We start from the raw sequence: 19085 nt of genomic DNA, 5'->3' as shown, positions 1-19085 counted from the left end.
CGGGTCGTGACATCGACCACGGCACGCGCTCTAGCTCGGATATTTCAATTTAAAAACAATGGCTTAAGTAAATATACTTAAAGTATTGCATTGCCTCTATTCAGCGGTTAGGCTGTGCGCCGTCCGGCCCCTGGGCTGGAGTGTTGCCACAACCGATGTCCTCCGGGCCCGACCCGGATTTTCCAGGCCCGTGCGTCGTCATTCGACCGGGCCTGTTTTTTTGTCCTTCTGCCGATCGAAAGATCGGACGCCGCGCGGTTTCCGGGATAGGCAGCGGGCGACACACCGCCTGTAGAGCGGAGCTTGCTCCGCTGGGGCTTTCCCCGCGAGCCGAACGAAGAGCAGCGGAGCAAGCTCCGCTCTACAAGGGGGATGCGGCGCATCGGAAGAGAAAGTCGCCCGGAGGTGACCAGAGCCGAAGCGCAGCGCCCGGCCGGGTCGAGGCGTGTGGCCGGCTTCGCGCGACGGCAAGGTTTTGAGCGTGCCCCATCCCCGCGTGTTGCCCGCAGACACATGCAGCGGCCAAGATGCCCCCCACCTGGAGAGAACCCCCATGCCTCGGGCCCTGCGCATTCCCGCCGCTGTCCTTGCCTGTGCCCTGGCCGTCCTGGCCGCGTGCCAGCGCTCGCCCAAACCGGTGGTCGACGACCGGCCGGACGGCCCGGCCGCCACCGTGCGTCACCTGGCCGCACAGCTGCGCCAGTACGACCTGGCCGGCTTCGCCCGCGATGCCGTGCCCGCCCAGGACTACCAGACCTTCGCCGCCGGCTGGGCCGCCGGCGCCAGCCGCTGGCCACTGAGCGAACTGCCCCTGCCCGAACGTCTGGTGCCCATGCTGGCCGCGCTGTCGGCCAACGACGCCGAACGCCAGTTGGGCATCGACTACGACCGCAATCTGGCCGGCCAGGTCACCGACCTGCGCAACGCCGCGCAGACCCTGGGCCTGTTCATCGGCCAGTACGTGCGCAGCCAGGGCGAGTTCACCCCCGACCAGCGCGCGCACTTCAGCCAGGTCGTGCCGGCGCTGACCGCCTGGGCGCAGTCCGCCCCCCTGGCCGACGCCCCCCGCGCCCACACCGCCCTGCGCACCCTGGTGCCGGCCGCGCGCGCGACCGGCATCGACTCGGAGGCCGACCTGACCCAGGCCGGGATGGCCGGCGCGCTGGCCCGGCTGGATCCCTTCTTCGCCGCGCTCGGCGGCGTGCTGGCCGACTACGGCCTGTCGCTGGACGACAGCCTGGCCAAGCTGGAAGTCGGCGAGGTCACCCAGGAGGGCGACCTGGCCAAGGTCGCGGTGACCTATCCGCTGGCCGGCAAGCCGATCCAGCTGACCGTGACCCTGCGCCGCCAGGACGGCCACTGGTACGTGGCCCACTACATGGACCAGGCCGCGGCCCTGCGCAAACGCCTCGAAGAGCCTGCGCCCACCGCGCCTGACGCGCCGAATACGCCGGCGCCCGAGGCGCCGTCGCCCTCCGCGCCGCCGGCGTCCTCGCCACCGCCGCCGGACGGCAAGGTGGCCGGAACGGTCACCGGGGCCGGCAACGGCCATTGGGCATAATGACCGCGATGCCTGACCAGAACCCCCTGCCCTTCCCCGAAGACCCGCGTCCCGAGCGCGAGGACGCACCGCCGGCGGAGGCGGCCGACGCCGCGGCGCCCGCACCCGCGCAGCTGCCGGTGGCGGTGTCCGCCCCGATCGGCCGCAGCGGCAAGACCCCGCTGTGGGCACGCCTGCTGCACAAGGTGGTCGACCCCTGGGTCGAGCTGGACATCGAACCCGAGGCGCCGTCCACGCTGCTGGACAGCCGGCCGGTGTGCTACGTGCTGGAAGACTACGGCCTGTCCAACGCCCTGATCCTGGACCGTGCCTGCCAGGCCGCCGGCCTGCCCTCGCCGCTGCTTCCCCTGCCGGTGCCGGGCGACCCGCTGCGGCGCAAGCGCGCCTACCTGGCCCTGTCGCGGCGCATCGCCAGCTCGCTGATCCCCGAGGCCGGCAGCACCAAGACCCACTCCGATTCGCTGGCGCGCCTGCTGCAGGCGCACCGCACCAACCCGGCGCTGGACGTGCAGCTGGTGCCGGTGTCGATCTTCGTCGGCCGCGCGCCGGACAAGCAGAGCGGCTGGTTCGCGGTGCTGTTCTCGGAGAACTGGGCGCTGGTGGGCCGGTTCCGCCGCCTGCTGGCGATCCTGCTCAACGGCCGCAGCACCATCGTTCGCTTCTCCGCGCCGGTGTCGGTGCGCGATGCGGTGGCCGAGCAGCTGCCGCCCGAGCGCACGGTGCGCAAGCTCTCGCGCGTGCTGCGCAAGCACTTCCACCGCATCCGCGAATCGGTGATCGGCCCGGACCTGTCCACCCGCCGCCTGCTGGTGGACCAGGTGCTGGCGGCCGAGCCGGTCAAGGAAGCCATCGCCGACCAGGCGCGCCGCGACAACTCCAAGCCCGAAGAGGCGTGGAAGAAGGCCCACGCCTACGCCTGGGAGATCGCCGCCGACTACTCCAACCCGGTGGTGCGCTCGGCCAGCTTCCTGCTCAGCCATGTGTGGAACCGCATCTACGCCGGCGTGCTGGTGCATCACCTGGACAAGTTCAAGGACGCCGCGCCCGGGCACGAGATCGTCTACGTGCCCAGCCACCGCAGCCACATGGACTACCTGCTGCTGAGCTACCTGCTGTACGAACGCGGCATCGTGCCGCCGCACATCTTCGCCGGCATCAACCTCAACCTGCCGGTGGTCGGCACGCTGCTGCGCAAGGGTGGCGCGTTCTTCGCCCGGCGCTCGTTCCGCGGCAACCCGCTGTATTCGGCGGTGTTCACCGAATACATGGCCCAGCTGGTGGCCGGCGGCTATTCGATCGAGTACTTCGTCGAGGGCGGGCGCTCGCGCACCGGCCGGCTGCTGCCGCCCAAGGGCGGGGTGATCTCGATGACCGTGCGCGCCTACCTGCGCCAGCCGCGCAAGCCGGTGCTGTTCCAGCCGGTGTACATCGGCTACGAGAAGCTGATGGAGGGCAAGAGCTACCTGGACGAGCTGTCCGGCCGGCCCAAGCAGAAGGAATCCATCTGGGGCCTGCTGTGGTCCATCCCCAAGGTGCTGCGCTCCAACTTCGGCCAGGTGGTGGTGAACTTCGGCGAGCCGATCGAGCTGACCGACATGCTGGCCCGGCACGCGCCGGAATGGGACGGCAAGCCGCTGCCCGAGGACGACAAGCCGCGCTGGCTGTCGGACACCGTCGATGCGCTGGCCACCACCATCAACACCCGCGTCAACGCCGCCGCCGACGTCAATCCGATCAACCTGCTGGCGCTGGCGCTGCTGTCCACGCCCAAGCACGCCATGGCCGAGGCCGACCTGATCGCGCAGATCGAGCTGAGCAAGACCCTGCTGGCGCGCCTGCCGTATTCGGACCGCGTCACCGTCACCCCGCACAGCCCCGAGCGGATCATCGCCCACGGCCTGGACATCAACGTGCTGCGCCGCATCTCCCATCCGCTGGGCGATGTGCTGGACGTGGTCGACGAAGACACCGCGGTGCTGCTGAGCTACTACCGCAACAACGTGCTGCATCTGTTCACCGCCGCGTCGTGGATCGCCTGCTGCTTCCAGAACAACCGGCGCATGGCGCGGTCGCGGCTGATCGCGCTGGGCCAGCAGCTGTATCCGTTCCTGCAGGCCGAGCTGTTCCTGCCGTGGACGGCCGAGGAGTTCGCCTCGCGCATCGAGCACACCATCGACGTGTTCATCGAGGCGCACCTGCTCGAGCAGAACCTGCCCCCGACCGGATCGGGGGTCAACGACGACGATGGCGGCGTCCTGCAGCGCAATGCCGGGCAGACCGACGAGGTGTTCCGCCTGCGCGCGATCGGCCACTCGCTGCAGCAGGCCTTCGAGCGCTATTACATCGCCATCTCGGTGCTGGTGAAGAACGGCCCCGGCACGCTGGGCGCGGCCGAGCTGGAGAGCCTGTGCCAGCAGGCCGCCCAGCGCCTGAGCCTGCTCTACGCGCCGGCCGCGCCGGAGTTCTTCGACAGGACGCTGTTCCGCGGCTTCATCCAGAAGCTGCGCGAGCTCAAGCTGGTGTGGCCGGACGAGCACAGCAAGCTGCTGTTCGACGCGCGCCTGGATGCGTGGGCGCGCGACGCCAAGGTGATCCTGGGCCGCGAGCTGCGCCACACCATCGAACGCGTCAGCCCCGAGGCCGCGCGTCCGGAACCGACGCCGGCGCCCTCCGAATAAGGCCAGCCGCATGATGTCCCAGCCCGCCGCAAGCTCCGAGATCGCCGGCGACCGCGGGCCGGCCTGGCTGGAGGTGCCGCGCCTGGCCGGGCGCCTGCTGGTACAACACTGGCCGGCGCTGCTGTTCTGGTTCTTCGCCATGCGCGTGTGCTACGACGCGCTGATGCAGCTGGCGGTGCGGCTGGGCGGCTATAGCGCGCTGCTGTCCTTCGCCGCGCTGTCGCTGCTGATCGTCACCCAGCTGGCCGGCACGATCATGATGTTCCAGTCGCTGCGGCCCTCGCTGCCGATGCTGGCCGGCGGCGCGACCACGCCGCAGCTGGACCCGGCGCGCGCGCACTGGAGCGGCGCGCTGGCGGTGGCGCTGCTGCCGTTCTTCGCCTACTACGCCGGCTGGGGCCTGCTGGAGAACCTGCGCCGCGACTTCCGTACCGGCTATGTGGTCAGCGTGTGGGACAAGGAAGACCTGGCCAACGTCCTGCATCTGAAGGGCATCTGGATCGCGCTGGCCATCGCCTGGCTGCTGCGCTGGGCGGCCAAGCGCCGCGCCGCCGCCGGCGAGGGCTGGGGCTGGAAACTGCTGGTGACCGTGTGCGAGGCGTACTGGGTGTTCGTCGGCGTGGCGGCCATCGGCAAGCTGCACGGGCTGGCCATGGACTGGTGGCACGAACGGGCGGTCTATGTGGCGGCCACGCGCTGGTGGGAGAGCCCGGCCTCGCTGTTCGCGCTGCTGCCGCCGGCCCGGCGCGTGCTGGACCCGGTGTGGGACGTGGCGACCACGGCCGCCGGGGCGGTGGTGCTGCCGCTGATCTGGCTGGCGATCACCGCGCTGATCTACGGCATCGACCTGAAGAAGGCCCAGCGCCTGGACCAGGCCGACACCCGGCTGGAACAGCTGGTGCAGCGCTACCGCGGGCTGCACTTCGGCCTGCGCATGCTGGTGGACAAGGTCAGCGAGGGCTGGACCAGCAAGGGCGTGCCGGTGGTCAACAGCCTGCGCCTGGTGCTGCGCGCGGGCCTGCCGGCGCTGCTGACCCTGTGCGTGGGCTGGCAGCTGCTGGCCTGGGTCGACTCCTGGGCCTGGCACTGGATGCGGCAGCTGATCGGGCCGCAGTCGCCGGACGTGCAGCAGGTGCAGGGCCAGCTGTACGCGGTGTTCCTGACCACGCCGCTGTCGTTCCGCACCTCGCTGCTGACCGACGTGCTGCGCACCGTGCTGCTGGCGGCCACCTTCGACCGCGCCATCGCACGGCTGCCCGCCGCGCGCTAGAGCGGCACGTCCAGATAGTGGCCTGACACGCCGGCCCGCGGACTCAGTTCGATCCGCGCGTGCAGGCCGTGCACCTCCTGCCCGCGCGGCAGCACGAAGGCGTGCTGGAACAGCAGGGGCTGGCCGGGCACGATGGTCACCCGGTTGCCGTTCGCGTCCAGGCCGCTCCCGCAGCCGCTCGGCAGGCGTGGCCCGGCCAGCCGCGGCAGGGCGTTCGGGCCGCCTTCCCAGCGCCGCCCGGCCGCATCGGTGACCGCGCCACGGCAGGTCTCGAACAGCGTCACATCCGCGCCGGGCGCGCGCACGACCTCGTAGCGCAGCAGCAGGACCACCGCATCCTGGCGCAGCCAGCCGCGCAGGCGGCGATCGCCCGGTTCCACCAACTCGGCCGCCAGCAGCCGCCAGCGCGCCCCGCCGAAGCTCGCCCATTGGCCGGGCGCCGCGCGCACCGGGATGTCCGGATGCAGGGTCAGCGCCTCCTGGCGCGCCTGCCGGTAGGGCAGCCAGAGCGCCAAGGCGCCCAGCACCAGCGCGCCGGCCAGCCAGCCGGCGTTGCGCCGCCACCATCCGGTCGCGACCGTTGTCTTCATTGGCGCAGATCCAGGACGGGCTTGGCCTCTTCGAGCATGCTCCGCGCGCGCGCCGCGTCCAGGCCGAGGTCGACATCGACCAGGCTGTCGCCGCCGACGGGCAGGCTGGTGCCCCAGAACAGCTGCAGGTGCGCGCCCTGCAGCTGATCCGGCGGCAGTTCGAAGAACCAGGCGCCGACCTCCTGCAGTCCCGGGGCCAGCTCGCGCCCGGAGAGGTTGAACGCCGGCAGACGGGGGCGCTCGGCGCCGGAGGCGACATAGACCCGACCGCTGCGGGTGCGCAGCTGGGCGTTGAGCATGCCCTGGGTCTGGGTGGCCTCGACCTTGGCCAGGACCGACAGCCAGATGCCCGGCGTGCGCAGGGTCAGCGCCTCATCGCCTGGATAGGGGCCGTTGAGCAGGTAGGCATGGACGACCTTGAGCGCGCCGACCTCGACCCGGAAGTTGCGCCCCACCGCATCGCTCGCCGGCGCCGGCTGCAGCAGCGGCGCATCGCGCTGCTCGTAGCTGGACTGGTGCTTGCGCAGGACCACGATCGCCACCAGCGCCAGCGCGATCCACAGCAGCGGGCGCCAGCGCAGGCGCGGCAGCGACCACGGCCCGGCGTTCATGGCGCCACCACCCGATCGCGCAGGTCGCGCACGGGCAGCTGCATCAAGGCCTTTGGCGCACCCTGCATCCAGCCACCCTGGTCGTTGAGATAGGCCTTGGCCACGTAGTCGCGGGCGAACAGGCCGAACAGCGGCTGCGCGGGCACGGTCGCGCCGGCCGGCAGCGGCCACACCAGCTCCACCCGCTGGGGCAGGCGCGGCTGCAGGGCGGTCAGGATGCTGTGGTCGTCGGCGCGCTTGAGCAGCTCGGGCCGGGTCGGCTCACCGCGTGCATCGACCAGCACCACGTCCTCGCGCAGGAAACCGTAGCCGTTGAAGCTGCGCTCGGTGAGGTTCTCGACGTCGGCCTCCAGCACCAGGTACAGCGCCTGGGGATCGGCCGGATCGACCCGGCCGCCCGGCGGGTAGTGCGCGAGCCAGGCCTGGCGGGGGGTCACCGCCATCGCCCCGCTGCGCAGCGTCTTGTCCGCGCCGCTGCGCGGCAGCGGATGCGCCTTGCCCGAGGCGTCGCGGAAGCCCCCGAGGACGAAGGTGAGCACCAGGGCCAGCAAGGCCACCGCGGCAGCGGCCTGCCACCAGGGATTGCGTGCCTTGTCGATGAGTTCCTGCTTTCCAACCACATCCAGCGCTCCGTCGGCGCCGGCACCTTAGCATCGTGCCCGCGCGGCGGCGACGCTCAGACCAGTACGGGGAAGGTCTGCTCCAGCCAGGCGCGCGCGGACAGGCCCAGCTGCGGATGCTGGACCAGATCCACCAGCGGCGAGCCGCAGGTGATGAGGGTGCTGGCGTCCTCGCAGACCAGCGCCATGCGCAGCACGCCGGTATCGCCGGGCAGGATCGCCGGCGGCAGGTATTCGCGGAAGCCGTAGAAGGCGAACAGCGCATGCAGCGCCGGCTCGCAGGCGATCAGGCCGAAGCGCACGTCCGAATCGCGCACCAGCCGATAGCTCTCGCGCAGCAGCGCATCGATGACCTGACGGGTGCGGAAGTCGGCCAGCACCTGCAGGCGCGAGCCGACCACGATGTGCTCCGGCGCCCAGATGCCGCTGAAGCGGTCCAGCTGCAGCAGGGTGCCCAACTCGCGCCGCAGCTGCGGGGTATCGGTCGCATGCACGCGCACCGCCGCCACCATGGCCTCGCCGGCGAACACCGCCACGACGGTGGCGCTGGCCTCCAGGGCGTCGTCGGGCTCGGGCTCACGGCCCTGTTCGGCCGCCAGGCGCCGGCGCATCGCCCGCAGCGGCGCCCCGGCCTGGCCCGGCCCGAGCCGCACCACGCGCAGCCCGGCCCCGGTCGGGGGGAGGGCGATGGCGGAAGCGGCGGAGCCGATCGGAGACATGGGCGGACACACAACACCAAGCGCCCGGACGAGACAGGGCCGTAACCCACTGTGAAGCAAGCATCGGGCCAATTCCCGCCAAAACCCGGTGAGCACACGCAACTGCGCGCCGATGCGGGGTTTTCCCGCCGGCCTGCGTGGAACGCGCGGGACCGCGCCAGTGACGGTGGCGGTCACAAGCCGCCGCTGCGGCTCAGGCCGGTTCGTCGGGGATCAGCGCGCTTTCCAGGCGGGTGATGCAATCCTTGAGCCACAGCTTGCGCTTCTTCAGGCGCTTGATGGTCAGCTCGTCGGCGTGCAGCTCGGCGATGCTGCGGCTGATCTGGTCGTCCAGATCGCGGTGCTCCCGCCGCAGCGCGGCAAGCCGGATGACCGTATCGCTGGTGAGCTCCTGGTGCACGGCCCAAGCATACGCGGAAGACCGCAACGGGCGGTGCGCACGGGCCCGCCCGGCACCGCCCGGCGCGCGCCGGCCCGGGCAGGGACGCCGGCGGCCGGCTAGAATGCCCGGCCCCCATGTCCACGCCCCTGCCCCTGCAGCTGATCGACAGCGCGCCGCCGGCCACGCCGGCCAGCGCCGATGCGCGCGCGCGCCGCGAGCAGACCAAGCTGGCCAAGCGCCTGCGCCGCCAGGTCGGCCAGGCCATCGCCGACTACGCGATGATCGAGGCCGGCGACAAGGTGATGGTGTGCCTGTCCGGCGGCAAGGACAGCTACACCCTGCTGGACATCCTGCTGCAGCTGCAGCGCAAGGCGCCGGTGCCCTTCGAGCTGGTCGCGGTCAACCTGGACCAGAAGCAGCCGGGCTTCCCGGAGCACGTGCTTCCGGCCTACCTGAAAGACCTGGGTGTGCCCTTCCACATCATCGAGCAGGACACCTACTCGGTGGTCACGCGCGTGGTGCCCGAGGGCAAGACCCTGTGCTCGCTGTGCTCGCGCATGCGCCGCGGCGCGCTCTACGCCTACGCGGCCGAGCACGGCTTCACCAAGATCGCCCTGGGCCACCACCGCGACGACATGGTGGCCACGTTCTTCATGAACCTGTTCCACCACGCCAAGCTCTCCGGCATGCCGCCCAAGCTGCTGTCCGACGATGGCCGCCACGTGGTGATCCGCCCGCTGGCCTATGTGCGCGAGGCCGACATCGTCGACTACGCGCAACGCAGGGCGTTTCCGATCATTCCCTGCAACCTGTGCGGCAGCCAGGAGAACCTGCAGCGCCGCCAGGTCGGCAACATGCTCAAGGCCTGGGAGAAGGAACACCCCGGCCGGATCGAGCAGATCGCCCGCGCGATGGGCGATATCCGGCCCTCGCAGCTGGCCGATGCCAAGCTGTTCGACTTCGCCGCCCTGGGCCATGCCGAGGGCGCCGTGCAGCCCGATGCCCACGCCTGGCTGCGCGGCGAGACGCCCGGGCTGGACTGATGGCGGTGCGTGGGCTGAACAACGCATCGCGGCCGCTGGTCGCGCTGTCGGCGTTGGCCGTGCTGGCCGGCTGCGCGCGCGCCGGCGCCGATGCGCCCGTGGCCGCGCCCGAAACCTCCACGCCGACCCCGACCCTGGCCGCGCCGGCGGCGAGCGCGCGCCAGGCGGCCCAGCGCCAGGCCAAGATCGAGCAGGCCCTGGCCGGCCAGCAGTATCTGGACGATCCGGCCGGGCAATGGGCGATCAGCGCCACGGCCAGCTCGACCTATGCCACCGCCCTGGCCGGCCACGACGGGCGCTGGACGCCCGAGGCGGCCACCGGCGCGCCCGACGCCGAAAGCGTGCGCTACCCCGAGAAGGGCTGGGCGCCCGAGCAGGCCTCGGGCAAGCGCCGCGCGCCGGAATGGCTGGAACTGCGCTACGACACCGCCGTGTCGGCCAGCGCGGTGCGCGTGCGCCAGGTCGGCCTGCCCGGCCGCCTGCGCCGGATCGAACTGATCGATCAGACCGGCGCGCGCCACGTGGTCTGGAACGGCCCGGACCGCAGCCCGCGCGACGCCCAGCAGATCACCTGGTTCCAGGCGCGCTTCGCGCCCACGCCCTACCAGACCCGCGCCGTGCGCCTGACCGTGACGCCGGGCGCGCCGACCGGCTCGATCGACGCGGTGCAGCTGGTCGGCGCCCATCCCTGAAGGATCTTTTCGGCACTGCCGCCGCGCCGACGTGTCAAGGCTGTCGGCGCGGTCCGCAGCGGTGATAATCCCCGATCCCTTTCGCCGCGCTGTCCGCCGCTTCCAGCGCGCCGCGCGCCTCATCCGGTCCCCCGCATGTTCTTTCGCAATCTCACCCTGTTCCGCTTCCCCACCTCGCTGGATTTCTCCGAACTCGACGCCCAGGTCGCCCAGGCCCCGCTCAAGCCGGTCGGCCCGCTGGAGATGAACTCGCGCGGCTTCATCAATCCCTTCGGCCGCTCCGAGGATGTCGCCACCCATCGCGCCGACGACGCGATCTGGGTCAGCGTCGGCGGCGAGGACAAGCTGCTGCCCGGCGCGGTGGTCAACGACCTGCTGGCGCGCAAGCTGGACGAGATCGAGGCCAAGGAGGGGCGCCGCCCCGGCGGCAAGACCCGCAAGCGGCTCAAGGACGACCTGCTGCACGAGCTGCTGCCGCGCGCCTTCGTCAAACCCTCGCGCACCGATGCGCTGATCGATGCGCGCTCGGGCTTCATCGCCGTGGACGCGTCCTCGCGCAAGAGCGCGGAGAACGTGGTGTCCGAGCTGCGCGGGGTGATGGGCAGCTTCCCGGCCATGCCGATCAATGCCGAGATCGCGCCGCGCTCGATCCTCACCGGCTGGATCGCCGGCGAGCCCCTGCCCGAAGGCCTGAGCCTGGGCGAGGAATGCGAGATGAAGGACCCCATCGACGGCGGCGCGGTGGTGAAGTGCCAGAAGCAGGAGCTGCGCAGCGAGGAGGTCGACAAGCACCTGGAGGCCGGCAAGCAGGTCACCAAGCTGGCGCTCAACCTCGACGACCACGTGTCCTTCGTCCTGGGCGAGGACCTGATCATCCGCAAGCTCAAGTTCCTCGATGGCGCGGTCGATCAGCTGGACGACAACATCGACGACCTGCGCGCCGAGCTGGACGCGCGTTTCGCGCTGATGAGCGCCGAGGTGCGGCGCCTGTTCTTCATCCTGGAAGGCGCGCTGAAGTTCAGCAAGGTGGAGTAGCGCCGCTGCGCGCGGGCGGTCCAATACCCGTCACGCGCGTCCGTACAATGCCCCCATGCTGCTGCGCCGGCTCATCGCCAAACCCACCCGCACCGTCGAGCGCGACACCGTGCTGTATCCGGCGGCCGACGGCGGCGCCCCGCTGCAGATCCAGCGCGTGCGCGATCCGCGCGCCCGCCGCATTCGCCTCAGCGTGGACGAGCGCGGCGCGCGCCTGACCCTGCCGCTGCGCGCCAGCCTCATCGCCGGCGATCGCTTCCTCGACCTGCATCGCGACTGGCTCTACGAGCAGCTGGCCCGCAGCGTGCAGGCCTGCGAGGTGCAGCCGCTGCAGCCGGGCCAGAGCACGCACCTGCCGCTGCGCGGCGCGCTGATCCCGCTGCACTGGCAGCCCGGCCGCTACGCGCGCCTGGAGCTGCGCGAGGACGGCCTGCATGTGCAATGGCCGGCGCGCGGTTCGCAGGCCACCCTGGCGCGCGCGCTGCGCGAGTTCTACGAGGCCCAGGCGCGCAGCGACGTGGCGCGCTGGATGCCGCGCCACCTGCCCGGCCTGCCGCGCGCGCCGACGCGGCTGCGGTTGAAGATCATGTCCTCGCAATGGGGCTCGCTGAGCCCGGACGGCACGATGGCGCTGGACCTGTCGCTGGTGCTGGCCCGGCCGAGCGCGTTCGAGTACGTGCTGGTCCACGAGCTGTGCCACCTGGCCCAGGCCAACCACTCGCCGGCGTTCTGGGACGAGGTCGAACGCCGCTTCCCCGACTGGCGCGCCGAGCGCGCCTACTTCCACCAGGAAGGCCGCGCCCTCAAGGCGCAGCTGCGCGCCTTGCTGCAGCCCTGAAGCAACAGGCACCCGTGGGTGGAGCCGGCTGTGGCTGGGTGGAAGCAACTGTCTCCTCGAATCTCGCAGCGGTCTGCCTGTAGAGCGGAGCTTGTGGCAATCCCCTCTTGGGGACTCCGCTGAGGCCTTCCCCACGAACCGAACGAAGCGCAGCGGAGCAAGCTCCGCTCTACAGGTGGGAGGCAATCGCAGGCCGGGCGTGGCCCCGGCCGACCGCAAGAACGATCAAACCGGCCCCGAGCCGCCTCGCTAAGCTGCCCGCACTCGCAAGGGACGGGGACCGATGGTCGCGGCGGAAAAAGCACTCTGGTACATCGAAAGCCACTACACCGAAGCGCTCTCGCTGGAAACCATCGCCTCGGTCGCCGGCGTGTCGCCCTTCCACCTGGCGCGACTGTTCCAGGCGATGACCGGCTGCTCGGTGGTGCGCTACCTGCGCGCGCGGCGACTCAGCGAAGCCGCGCGCCAGCTCGCCGATGGCGCGCCGGACATCCTGGCCATCGCGTTGGCGTCGGGCTATGGCTCGCACGAGGCCTTCACCCGGGCCTTCAGCGAGCAGTTCGGCCTGGCGCCGGCCGCGCTGCGCGCACGCGGCACGCTCGAAGGCCTCGACCTGGTCGAGCCCTGGCGCACCGCGGAAGGCCCCGCCGAACTGCCCGAGACGCCGCGCGTCGTCCACGCCCCCGACTGGCGCATCGTCGGCATCGCCCGGCGCTACGTCGGTGGCACCACGCAGGGCATCCCCTCGCAGTGGCAGGCGCTGTATACCCATCCGTTTGCCCAGCCGCCGTCGGGCACCGCCTTCGGCGTGTTCTGCAACGGCGCGTCCGACGGCAGCTTCGACTATCTGGCCGGGTTCGAGCGCCGCGATGCCCGCGATCCGAGCGCCGGGCTCACGCGCCTGACGCTGCCCGCGCGCCGCTACGCGGTCGCGCTGCATCGTGGGCACATCTCGGCGATCCGGCGGACCTGGCGGGTGTTCGTCGGCGACTGGCTCCCGCGCTCCGGCCTGCCCGTGGCCGAGGCCCCGGATTTCGAGAAGTACAGCGACGACTTCGACACCCGCACCGGCATCGGCGATGTCGAGCTGTGGATGCCCCTGACCGATTGATCCCCAGGACACCCCGATGACCCTGCTTCGTTTGACCTCCCTGATCGTGCTGACGGCGGGCCTGGCCCTCGGCGCGCGCGCCACGGCCGGCACCGCCGGCCAGGCTCATCGCCTGGCCCACGTGCCCAGCGCGGCCCTGCGCAATGCCGACCACCGCGATGACGTCCGGGTCACCGTGTGGTATCCGGCAGCGGCCGATGCGGCGGAAACACCGGTGCAGATCGGATCGCCGGGCGCGCCGCTGTTCGAATCCGGGCGTGCGGCCAGTGATGCGCCTGTGGTGCCGGGACGCTTTCCCGTCGTCCTGTTCTCGCATGGCAATGGCGGCTCGGCACGCATGATGGCGTGGTTCGGCACGGCGTTGGCCCGCGCAGGCTATGTCGTGATCGCGGTGGATCATCCCGGCAACAACGGCGTGGATGCGATGACGGTGGCCGGCAGCACCCTGGTCTGGGAGCGCGCCGACGACCTGCGTGCCGCGCTGGCGCTGGTGCGGCAGGATCCCGTGCTCGGCCCGCACCTGGACACGCGCCACATGGGCGTGGCCGGCTTCTCGCTGGGCGGCTTCACCGCCCTGCTCGCCCTGGGCGCGCGCGCTGATCTGGGTCGGCTCATCGCGCGCTGCCATGCCGATCCGCAGGAGGCCGCCTGCCTGCCGCAGGCCGAAGCGCCCGAGCTGACCCTGGCCGCGCGGGAGGCGGCGCTGAAGCGCGCGCCCCTGGCCGCGGAAGCGGCGCGCTCGGGCGATGACCACGCGATCCGCGGTCTGCAGGCCGCCTTCCTGATGGCACCGGGCGCCGCGCTGCTGCTGGCGCCGGACAGCCTGACGTCGCTGGATCGCCCCGTGGCGATCGTGGGCGGCGAGGCCGATACCGTCGCACCGCTCGCCAGCGATGGCCGCTGGCTGGCGGAGCAGCTGCCGCAGGCCACGCTGACCACGCTTCCGCGGGTGGGGCACTACGACTTCCTCGGGCGCTGCACGCGTGCGGGCGTGACGCGCATTGCCCTGTGCCAGCACCTGGCCGCACCGCAGGAGGCCACGCATGCCAGCGCGATCCGGCAGGCCATCGCCTTCTTCGATGCCCGTTTGAAAGTCGAGCGCCCTTAGTCGCGCCGAGGGTCAGGTGGCGCCTGCCGGGGCCTGGCCGAGGAGTCTGCGTGTGGCTGGGTGGGAGCAACTGTCTCCTCAGATCTCGCCACGGTCCGCTGTAGAGCGGAGCTTGTGGCAATCCCCTCTTGGGGACTCCGCTGCTCTTCGTTCAGTTCGTGGGAAAGGCCCCAGCGGAGCAAGCTCCGCTCTACAGGTGGGAGCCGCGTTCGTGGCCTGTTGGGCCAATGCGGCGATGAAGCTTTACCGGGAGAGCCTCATCGCCGCCATGGCGGCTCCCACGGAGGGTTAGTCGTTGCTGCCGAGGGCGTTGCCGATCAGGGCGGCCACGGCGGCGGGGTCGTCCATGTGCACGTGGTGGTGGCCGGGCAGCACGAAGGTCTGGCCGTGGCGCAGGCGCGCGGCGCGCTGGCTGCGGATCGGCTCGGGGAAGTAGGGCTGGGCCGGCGTGGCCAGGATCACCTGTGCCGGGCAGTCGATCGATTCGACGATCGCATCGACCTGGGCATGCGTGGCGCGATACAGCGAGGGCAGCATCAGGCGCGGATCGCTGCTCCAGACCCAGCCGGCGTCGACCGCGCGCACGCCGCGCTCGACCAGCAGGGTCGCGCTGGCCTGGCTCAGTCCGTTGGCCTGCATGCGGGCGCGCACCGGCGCGTCCAGCGATGCGAACACGCGCAGCGGCCGTCGCGCGGGCTGGCGCGCCCGCTCGATGGCATCGCGCAGGCGGCTGCCGGCCTCGGTCGCATCCTCGGCCAGGCCGCCCAGCGCCTCGATGCAGACCAGCGCGCGCACGCGCCGCGGACAGGCTGCGGCGATCAGGCTGGAGATCCCCGCCCCCATCGAATGCCCGAGCAGCGCGAAGCGCGCCCAGCCCAGCGCATCGGCCGCGTCGAGCACGGCGTTGATCGCCACGAACGGCGAATACTCCACGCCCGGCGGCAGGTGCGGACTGTGGCCATGCCCGGGCAGGTCGAGCGCGAGCACGTCCAGCGGCTGCGGCAGGTGCGCGAACAACAGCAGCCAGCTGGCCGCGTTGTCCAGCCAGCCGTGCAGGGCGATGACCTTGGGCCCGTGCGGATCGCCGCCGCGCAGCGCGGCCAGCGCGCCGACCTGGGTCGGCACCGTGACCGGGCGCAGGCTCATGCCCGCATCGGCCCGAACTGGCGCTCCAGCATCGCCACCAGCGCGCGCGCATGGGCCGGCGCGTCGTTGAGGCAGGGGATGTAGCGCAGCGTGCCGCCGGCGTGGGCGAAGCCCTCGGCGAACTGCATGCCCACTTCCTCTAGCGTCTCCAGGCAGTCCACGGCGAAGCCCGGGCAGACCACATCGACCTGGGTCACTCCGCGCGCGGCCAGGGCGGCCAGTTCGGTATCGGTGGCCGGTTCCAGCCAGCGTTCGCGGCCGAAGCGCGACTGATAGGTCAGCGTCCACTCTCCCTCGCCCAGGCCCAGCGCCTGGGCGATCAGCGCGGCGCTGCGCTCGCAGCGCTGCGGATAGGGATCGCCGTTGTTGGCCACGCGCTGGGGCAGGCCGTGGAAGGAGAACAGCAGATGCGCGCCGGCACCATGGCGCGCGCGCCAGTGCGCGATCGACTCGGCCACCGCGGCGATCCAGTCCGGATCGTCCGAATAGTCCTCGACCCACTGCAGCCGTGCGTCCGGCGCGGCCGGATTCACCGCGCGCGCCACGTCCTGCATCGAGGCGGTGGTGGTGGTCGAGTACTGCGGATACAGCGGCAGCATCCGCACCAGCCCGCCTTCGTCCCGGGCCTGCTGCAGCAGCGCGCGCAGCGAGGGCTCGCCGTAGCGCATGGCCGGCACGACACGCCAGTGCGGCAGCAGGGCCTGCACCTGCGCGGCCAGGCCGGTGGTGTACACCGCCAGCGGCGAGCCGCCTTCCAGCCAGACCTTGGCGTACTTCTCGGCCGACTTGGGTCCGCGCAGCGGCAGGATCACCCCGCGCAGCAGCGGCTGCCACAGCAGGCGCGGAATGGCGACCACGCGCGGGTCGCTGAGGAACTCGGCCAGATAGCGGCGCACCGCCGGCGCGGTCGGCGCGGTCGGCGTGCCCAGATTGGCCAGCACCAGGGTGCCGGCGATGGCGGAGGACGAGGAGGAAGCGGCCTGGCCCATGGCCGTGGCGAGGGGGGCGTCGGACATGGGCGGCATGATGACAGATGCCGCGCGGGCTCATGGCCGATTCACTCGCCGCTCACTAGGCTCGCGGCGTTGCATGGCGGCCGATGGCATCGTCGGCGCGCGCTGCGTTGTCCTGCCACTTCCCCCGGAGCCTCCCGCATGCCCCTGTCCCGTTTCGCGCCGCGCCGCCTCGCCCGCCTGGGCGTGCTGCTGCTGGTTAGCCTCGCCGCCACGCAGGCCTTTGCCGGCACCGAACAGGACGACCGCGCCGTCAACGCCACGCGCGTGCTGACCGACATCCAGCGCATCCCCGAGGAGTCCATCCCCGACAAGCTGCTGGACGAGGGCAAGGCGATCATCGTCATCCCCGATTCGCTCAAGGTCGGCCTGCTGTTCGGCGGGCGCAGCGGCCACGGCCTGATGTCGGTGAAGAATCCCGACGGCACCTGGTCGCAGCCGGTGTTCGTCAAGCTCACCGGCGGCAGCGTCGGCTTCCAGGCCGGCGTGCAGTCCTCGGACATCGTGCTGGTGTTCCGCAACGACCGCTCGCTCAACAACATCGTCAACGGCAAGGTGACCCTGGGCGCCGACGCCGGCGTGGCCGCCGGACCCGTCGGGCGCAACGCCTCGGCCGCCACCGACGGCCAGCTCAAGGCCGAGATCTGGTCCTGGTCGCGCGCCCGCGGCCTGTTCGCCGGTATCGCGCTGGACGGGGCCGTGCTGTCCATCGACGACGATGCCAACGTGGCCGCCTACGGGCCGGGCGCCACGCCGCGCGCGATCTTCGAGGGGCGCACCGCTCATCCCTCCGCGCAGGTGGTGGGTTTCCGCGACGAGCTGGAGGAAGCCACCGCCGCCGCCCGCGCCGCGCGGGGCGGCGACGCGCGCCCGGTGGTGACCACCGGCACGCCCAGCGCGCCGCCGGCCGCGCCGGCCTATCCCGAGGCGCAGACCGCGCCGATCGGTGCCGGCCAGCCGGCCCAGCCGCAGCCCGCGCAGCCGCAGCCGGCCCCGCAGCAGGGCTTCCAGCCGGTGGGCGAAGGTGAAATCCGCACCGAACAGCTGAACTGAACGCACAGGACCGGCACGCGGCACCGCGCTTGCGGTCGCCGCGGTCAGCGCAAGCGCGCGCGGCGTAGGCTATCCTGACTGTCCACTTCTACCCGGCGGGTCCGACATGGGCGGTTTGAGCATCTGGCACTGGATCATCGTGTTGGCCATCGTGCTGCTGGTGTTCGGCACCAAGCGGCTGACCAGCGGCGCCAAGGACCTGGGCAGCGCGGTGAAGGAATTCAAGAAGGGCATGCGCGACGACGAGGACAAGCCGGTCGCGCGCCTGTCCGACGAGGCGCGTGGCGCCGACGAGGCCGCCGCCAAGGAGCGCGAGCGCGAACGCAGCGGCGACGCCCGCTGATCGCAGGCGTGGTCGTGCTGGCCCCCTGCCCGCGCCGGCCCGGCGGACGCTGAGGGCCGCGTCATGTTCGAGATCGGCTTTCCCGAACTCATCGTCATCGCCGTGGTCGCCCTGGTGGTGCTCGGTCCCGAGCGCCTGCCCAAGGCGGCGCGCTTCGCCGGGCTGTGGGTGCGCCGGGCGCGCAACCAATGGGACTCGGTCAAGCAGGAGCTGGAGCGCGAGCTGGCCGCCGAGGAGCTCAAGCGCAATCTGCACGAGGCCCAGGAGGCCCTGCGCCGCACCGAGCAACAGGCCCGCCGCGGCGGCGCCCAGGCGCAGCAGCAGTTCGACGAGCTGCGCACCGCGGTGAAGGACGCCGGCACCGAGCACGGCGCCGCGGCTAGCGCCGACACCGCCGCCGACGTGGCCGCCGCCTCCGCGCCGCATGCGTCCGTGGAATCCACCGCCGCCGAGCCGACCGCCGCCGAACCCGCCGCATCCGAGCCAGGCCATGAACGCCCCCGTGCCTGACCGTTCCGAGCACGAGGCCGAAAGCAGCCTGATGGAGCACCTGCTCGAGCTGCGCACGCGCCTGATCCGGGGCCTGGCAGGCGTGGCGCTGGTGCTGGTGATCGCCATGCCCTTCGCCAAGCGCATCTTCGAGCACCTTGCGCGCCCCCTGCTCTCGCAGCTGCCGGTCGATCAGGCCGCCAAGATGATCGCCGCCGACCCGACCTCGGGCTTCTTCGCGCCGATCAAGCTGGCCTTCTATCTGGCCCTGTTCGTGTCCTCGCCGTGGCTGATCTACCAGGCCTGGTGCTTCGTGGCGCCGGGCCTGTACCGGCACGAGAAGCGCCTGGCGGTGCCGCTGCTGGTGTCCTCGATCGCCCTGTTCTTCGCCGGCTGCGCCTTCGCCTACTTCGCCGTGCTGCCGGCGGTGTTCCATGCGCTGACGCTGTTCACCCCCGACGTGGTCACCCTGGCGCCGGACCCGGCCAAGTACCTGGACTTCGTGGTGGTGATCTTCCTGGCCTTCGGCCTGAGCTTCGAGCTGCCGGTGGCGATGGTGATCGTGGTGGCCGTGGGGCTGGTCACGCCGCAGCAGCTCAAGGAATCGCGCGGCTACGCCATCGTCGGCGTCTTCATCATCGCGGCGATCATCACCCCGCCCGACGTGGTCTCCCAGCTGATGCTGGCCCTGCCGATGTGCCTGCTCTACGAGCTCGGCATCCTGGCCTGCCGCTGGGTCCTCCCCCGCAAGGCCGCACAAGCCTGAAGCTCGCGCCCGAGCGG

20 protein-coding genes are annotated in these 19085 nt (G+C 71.6%); 13 read left to right on the top strand and 7 right to left on the bottom strand.

What is annotated here, in order from left to right; all coding sequences use genetic code 11:
* The first annotated feature begins 553 nt into the window (after positions 1–553).
* Genes QE438_RS16700 through QE438_RS16690 form a run of 3 tightly spaced genes read left to right on the top strand, consistent with a single transcriptional unit; the run spans position 554 to position 5509 of the window.
* Complete coding sequence (locus QE438_RS16700) at positions 554–1561, top strand: hypothetical protein (RefSeq protein ID WP_306994018.1); 1008 nt, start codon at positions 554–556, stop codon at positions 1559–1561.
* On the top strand, positions 1561–4239 hold the full coding sequence (plsB, locus tag QE438_RS16695; protein ID WP_130514866.1) for a glycerol-3-phosphate 1-O-acyltransferase PlsB: 2679 nt from the start codon (positions 1561–1563) through the stop codon (positions 4237–4239). The genes QE438_RS16700 and plsB overlap by 1 nt, the downstream gene beginning before the upstream one ends.
* A 10-nt stretch (positions 4240–4249) precedes the next feature.
* Positions 4250–5509, top strand: a complete 1260-nt coding sequence (locus tag QE438_RS16690) for a hypothetical protein (RefSeq protein ID WP_306994020.1) — start codon at positions 4250–4252, stop codon at positions 5507–5509.
* Here the strand turns inward: QE438_RS16690 and QE438_RS16685 are convergent.
* From QE438_RS16685 to QE438_RS16665, 5 genes are all read right to left on the bottom strand, one after another.
* Entirely contained in the window at positions 5506–6099 is a 594-nt protein-coding gene (locus tag QE438_RS16685; protein WP_306994021.1) for a hypothetical protein, read from the bottom strand. The genes QE438_RS16690 and QE438_RS16685 overlap by 4 nt on opposite strands.
* A complete protein-coding gene (locus QE438_RS16680; protein ID WP_130514860.1) occupies positions 6096–6710 on the bottom strand; it encodes a hypothetical protein in 615 nt (204 codons plus the stop codon). Before QE438_RS16680 ends, QE438_RS16685 begins: the two co-directional genes overlap by 4 nt.
* A complete protein-coding gene (locus QE438_RS16675) occupies positions 6707–7330 on the bottom strand; it encodes a hypothetical protein (RefSeq protein ID WP_130523901.1) in 624 nt (207 codons plus the stop codon). The genes QE438_RS16680 and QE438_RS16675 overlap by 4 nt, the downstream gene beginning before the upstream one ends.
* A 56-nt stretch (positions 7331–7386) precedes the next feature.
* Entirely contained in the window at positions 7387–8049 is a 663-nt protein-coding gene (locus tag QE438_RS16670; protein ID WP_306994023.1) for a hypothetical protein, read from the bottom strand.
* A 193-nt stretch (positions 8050–8242) separates the two neighbouring features.
* Positions 8243–8449 carry a YdcH family protein gene (locus tag QE438_RS16665; protein ID WP_130523903.1) on the bottom strand — a complete coding sequence of 69 codons (207 nt, stop codon included), beginning with the start codon at positions 8447–8449 and terminating at the stop codon, positions 8243–8245.
* A gap of 116 nt (positions 8450–8565) precedes the next feature.
* Between QE438_RS16665 and ttcA the strand changes: the two genes are divergently transcribed.
* The 6 genes from ttcA (at position 8566) to QE438_RS16635 (ending at position 14258) form a co-directional block, all read left to right on the top strand.
* The gene (gene ttcA, locus QE438_RS16660) at positions 8566–9474 is read left to right on the top strand and encodes a tRNA 2-thiocytidine(32) synthetase TtcA (RefSeq protein ID WP_306994026.1); all 909 of its coding nucleotides are present in this window, start codon (positions 8566–8568) and stop codon (positions 9472–9474) included.
* A complete protein-coding gene (locus tag QE438_RS16655; RefSeq protein WP_307184070.1) occupies positions 9474–10166 on the top strand; it encodes a hypothetical protein in 693 nt (230 codons plus the stop codon). The genes ttcA and QE438_RS16655 overlap by 1 nt, the downstream gene beginning before the upstream one ends.
* A 135-nt stretch (positions 10167–10301) precedes the next feature.
* Entirely contained in the window at positions 10302–11201 is a 900-nt protein-coding gene (locus QE438_RS16650; RefSeq protein WP_130514848.1) for a recombination-associated protein RdgC, read from the top strand.
* Positions 11202–11256: 55 nt separating this feature from the next.
* Positions 11257–12039, top strand: a complete 783-nt coding sequence (locus QE438_RS16645; protein ID WP_130530274.1) for a SprT family zinc-dependent metalloprotease — start codon at positions 11257–11259, stop codon at positions 12037–12039.
* A 283-nt stretch (positions 12040–12322) separates the two neighbouring features.
* Positions 12323–13150, top strand: coding sequence for an AraC family transcriptional regulator (locus QE438_RS16640; protein ID WP_306994029.1), 828 nt, complete (start codon positions 12323–12325; stop codon positions 13148–13150).
* 16 nt (positions 13151–13166) lie between these two features.
* The gene (locus tag QE438_RS16635) at positions 13167–14258 is read left to right on the top strand and encodes an alpha/beta hydrolase (protein WP_306994031.1); all 1092 of its coding nucleotides are present in this window, start codon (positions 13167–13169) and stop codon (positions 14256–14258) included.
* A gap of 288 nt (positions 14259–14546) precedes the next feature.
* On the opposite strand, the gene QE438_RS16630 is transcribed toward QE438_RS16635, so the two are convergent.
* The gene (locus tag QE438_RS16630; protein WP_306994032.1) at positions 14547–15404 is read right to left on the bottom strand and encodes an alpha/beta hydrolase; all 858 of its coding nucleotides are present in this window, start codon (positions 15402–15404) and stop codon (positions 14547–14549) included.
* Positions 15401–16393, bottom strand: a complete 993-nt coding sequence (gene hemH, locus QE438_RS16625; protein ID WP_130534996.1) for a ferrochelatase — start codon at positions 16391–16393, stop codon at positions 15401–15403. Before hemH ends, QE438_RS16630 begins: the two co-directional genes overlap by 4 nt.
* Before the next feature lie 165 nt (positions 16394–16558).
* Here hemH and QE438_RS16620 point away from each other — a divergent pair, with 165 nt between their 5' ends.
* The 4 genes from QE438_RS16620 to tatC all read left to right on the top strand — a co-directional run bounded on the left by QE438_RS16620 (position 16559) and on the right by tatC (position 19068).
* Complete coding sequence (locus tag QE438_RS16620; RefSeq protein ID WP_130534926.1) at positions 16559–17470, top strand: lipid-binding SYLF domain-containing protein; 912 nt, start codon at positions 16559–16561, stop codon at positions 17468–17470.
* Positions 17471–17576: 106 nt separating this feature from the next.
* Entirely contained in the window at positions 17577–17813 is a 237-nt protein-coding gene (gene tatA, locus QE438_RS16615) for a Sec-independent protein translocase subunit TatA (RefSeq protein ID WP_130514837.1), read from the top strand.
* 63 nt (positions 17814–17876) lie between these two features.
* The gene (gene tatB / locus QE438_RS16610) at positions 17877–18323 is read left to right on the top strand and encodes a Sec-independent protein translocase protein TatB (RefSeq protein WP_306994037.1); all 447 of its coding nucleotides are present in this window, start codon (positions 17877–17879) and stop codon (positions 18321–18323) included.
* Complete coding sequence (gene tatC / locus QE438_RS16605; RefSeq protein ID WP_130523913.1) at positions 18304–19068, top strand: twin-arginine translocase subunit TatC; 765 nt, start codon at positions 18304–18306, stop codon at positions 19066–19068. The genes tatB and tatC overlap by 20 nt, the downstream gene beginning before the upstream one ends.
* Positions 19069–19085: the final 17 nt, after the last annotated feature.

The sequence above is a fragment of the Pseudoxanthomonas sp. SORGH_AS_0997 genome (assembly GCF_031453535.1).
GTDB classification, from domain to species: Bacteria; Pseudomonadota; Gammaproteobacteria; order Xanthomonadales; family Xanthomonadaceae; genus Pseudoxanthomonas_A; species Pseudoxanthomonas_A winnipegensis.
Note: the sequence above shows the minus strand (reverse complement) of the source record. Positions and strands in the feature narration are given on the sequence as shown.

Coding starts and splice junctions, on each gene's coding strand:
- QE438_RS16700 (WP_306994018.1), top strand. CDS start 554: ATGCCTCGGGCCCTGCGCATTCCCGCCGCTGTCCTTGCCTGTGCCCTG.
- plsB (WP_130514866.1), top strand. CDS start 1,561: ATGACCGCGATGCCTGACCAGAACCCCCTGCCCTTCCCCGAAGACCCG.
- QE438_RS16690 (WP_306994020.1), top strand. CDS start 4,250: ATGATGTCCCAGCCCGCCGCAAGCTCCGAGATCGCCGGCGACCGCGGG.
- QE438_RS16685 (WP_306994021.1), bottom strand. CDS start 6,099: ATGAAGACAACGGTCGCGACCGGATGGTGGCGGCGCAACGCCGGCTGG.
- QE438_RS16680 (WP_130514860.1), bottom strand. CDS start 6,710: ATGAACGCCGGGCCGTGGTCGCTGCCGCGCCTGCGCTGGCGCCCGCTG.
- QE438_RS16670 (WP_306994023.1), bottom strand. CDS start 8,049: ATGTCTCCGATCGGCTCCGCCGCTTCCGCCATCGCCCTCCCCCCGACC.
- ttcA (WP_306994026.1), top strand. CDS start 8,566: ATGTCCACGCCCCTGCCCCTGCAGCTGATCGACAGCGCGCCGCCGGCC.
- QE438_RS16655 (WP_307184070.1), top strand. CDS start 9,474: ATGGCGGTGCGTGGGCTGAACAACGCATCGCGGCCGCTGGTCGCGCTG.
- QE438_RS16650 (WP_130514848.1), top strand. CDS start 10,302: ATGTTCTTTCGCAATCTCACCCTGTTCCGCTTCCCCACCTCGCTGGAT.
- QE438_RS16645 (WP_130530274.1), top strand. CDS start 11,257: ATGCTGCTGCGCCGGCTCATCGCCAAACCCACCCGCACCGTCGAGCGC.
- QE438_RS16640 (WP_306994029.1), top strand. CDS start 12,323: ATGGTCGCGGCGGAAAAAGCACTCTGGTACATCGAAAGCCACTACACC.
- QE438_RS16635 (WP_306994031.1), top strand. CDS start 13,167: ATGACCCTGCTTCGTTTGACCTCCCTGATCGTGCTGACGGCGGGCCTG.
- QE438_RS16630 (WP_306994032.1), bottom strand. CDS start 15,404: ATGAGCCTGCGCCCGGTCACGGTGCCGACCCAGGTCGGCGCGCTGGCC.
- hemH (WP_130534996.1), bottom strand. CDS start 16,393: ATGGGCCAGGCCGCTTCCTCCTCGTCCTCCGCCATCGCCGGCACCCTG.
- QE438_RS16620 (WP_130534926.1), top strand. CDS start 16,559: ATGCCCCTGTCCCGTTTCGCGCCGCGCCGCCTCGCCCGCCTGGGCGTG.
- tatA (WP_130514837.1), top strand. CDS start 17,577: ATGGGCGGTTTGAGCATCTGGCACTGGATCATCGTGTTGGCCATCGTG.
- tatB (WP_306994037.1), top strand. CDS start 17,877: ATGTTCGAGATCGGCTTTCCCGAACTCATCGTCATCGCCGTGGTCGCC.
- tatC (WP_130523913.1), top strand. CDS start 18,304: ATGAACGCCCCCGTGCCTGACCGTTCCGAGCACGAGGCCGAAAGCAGC.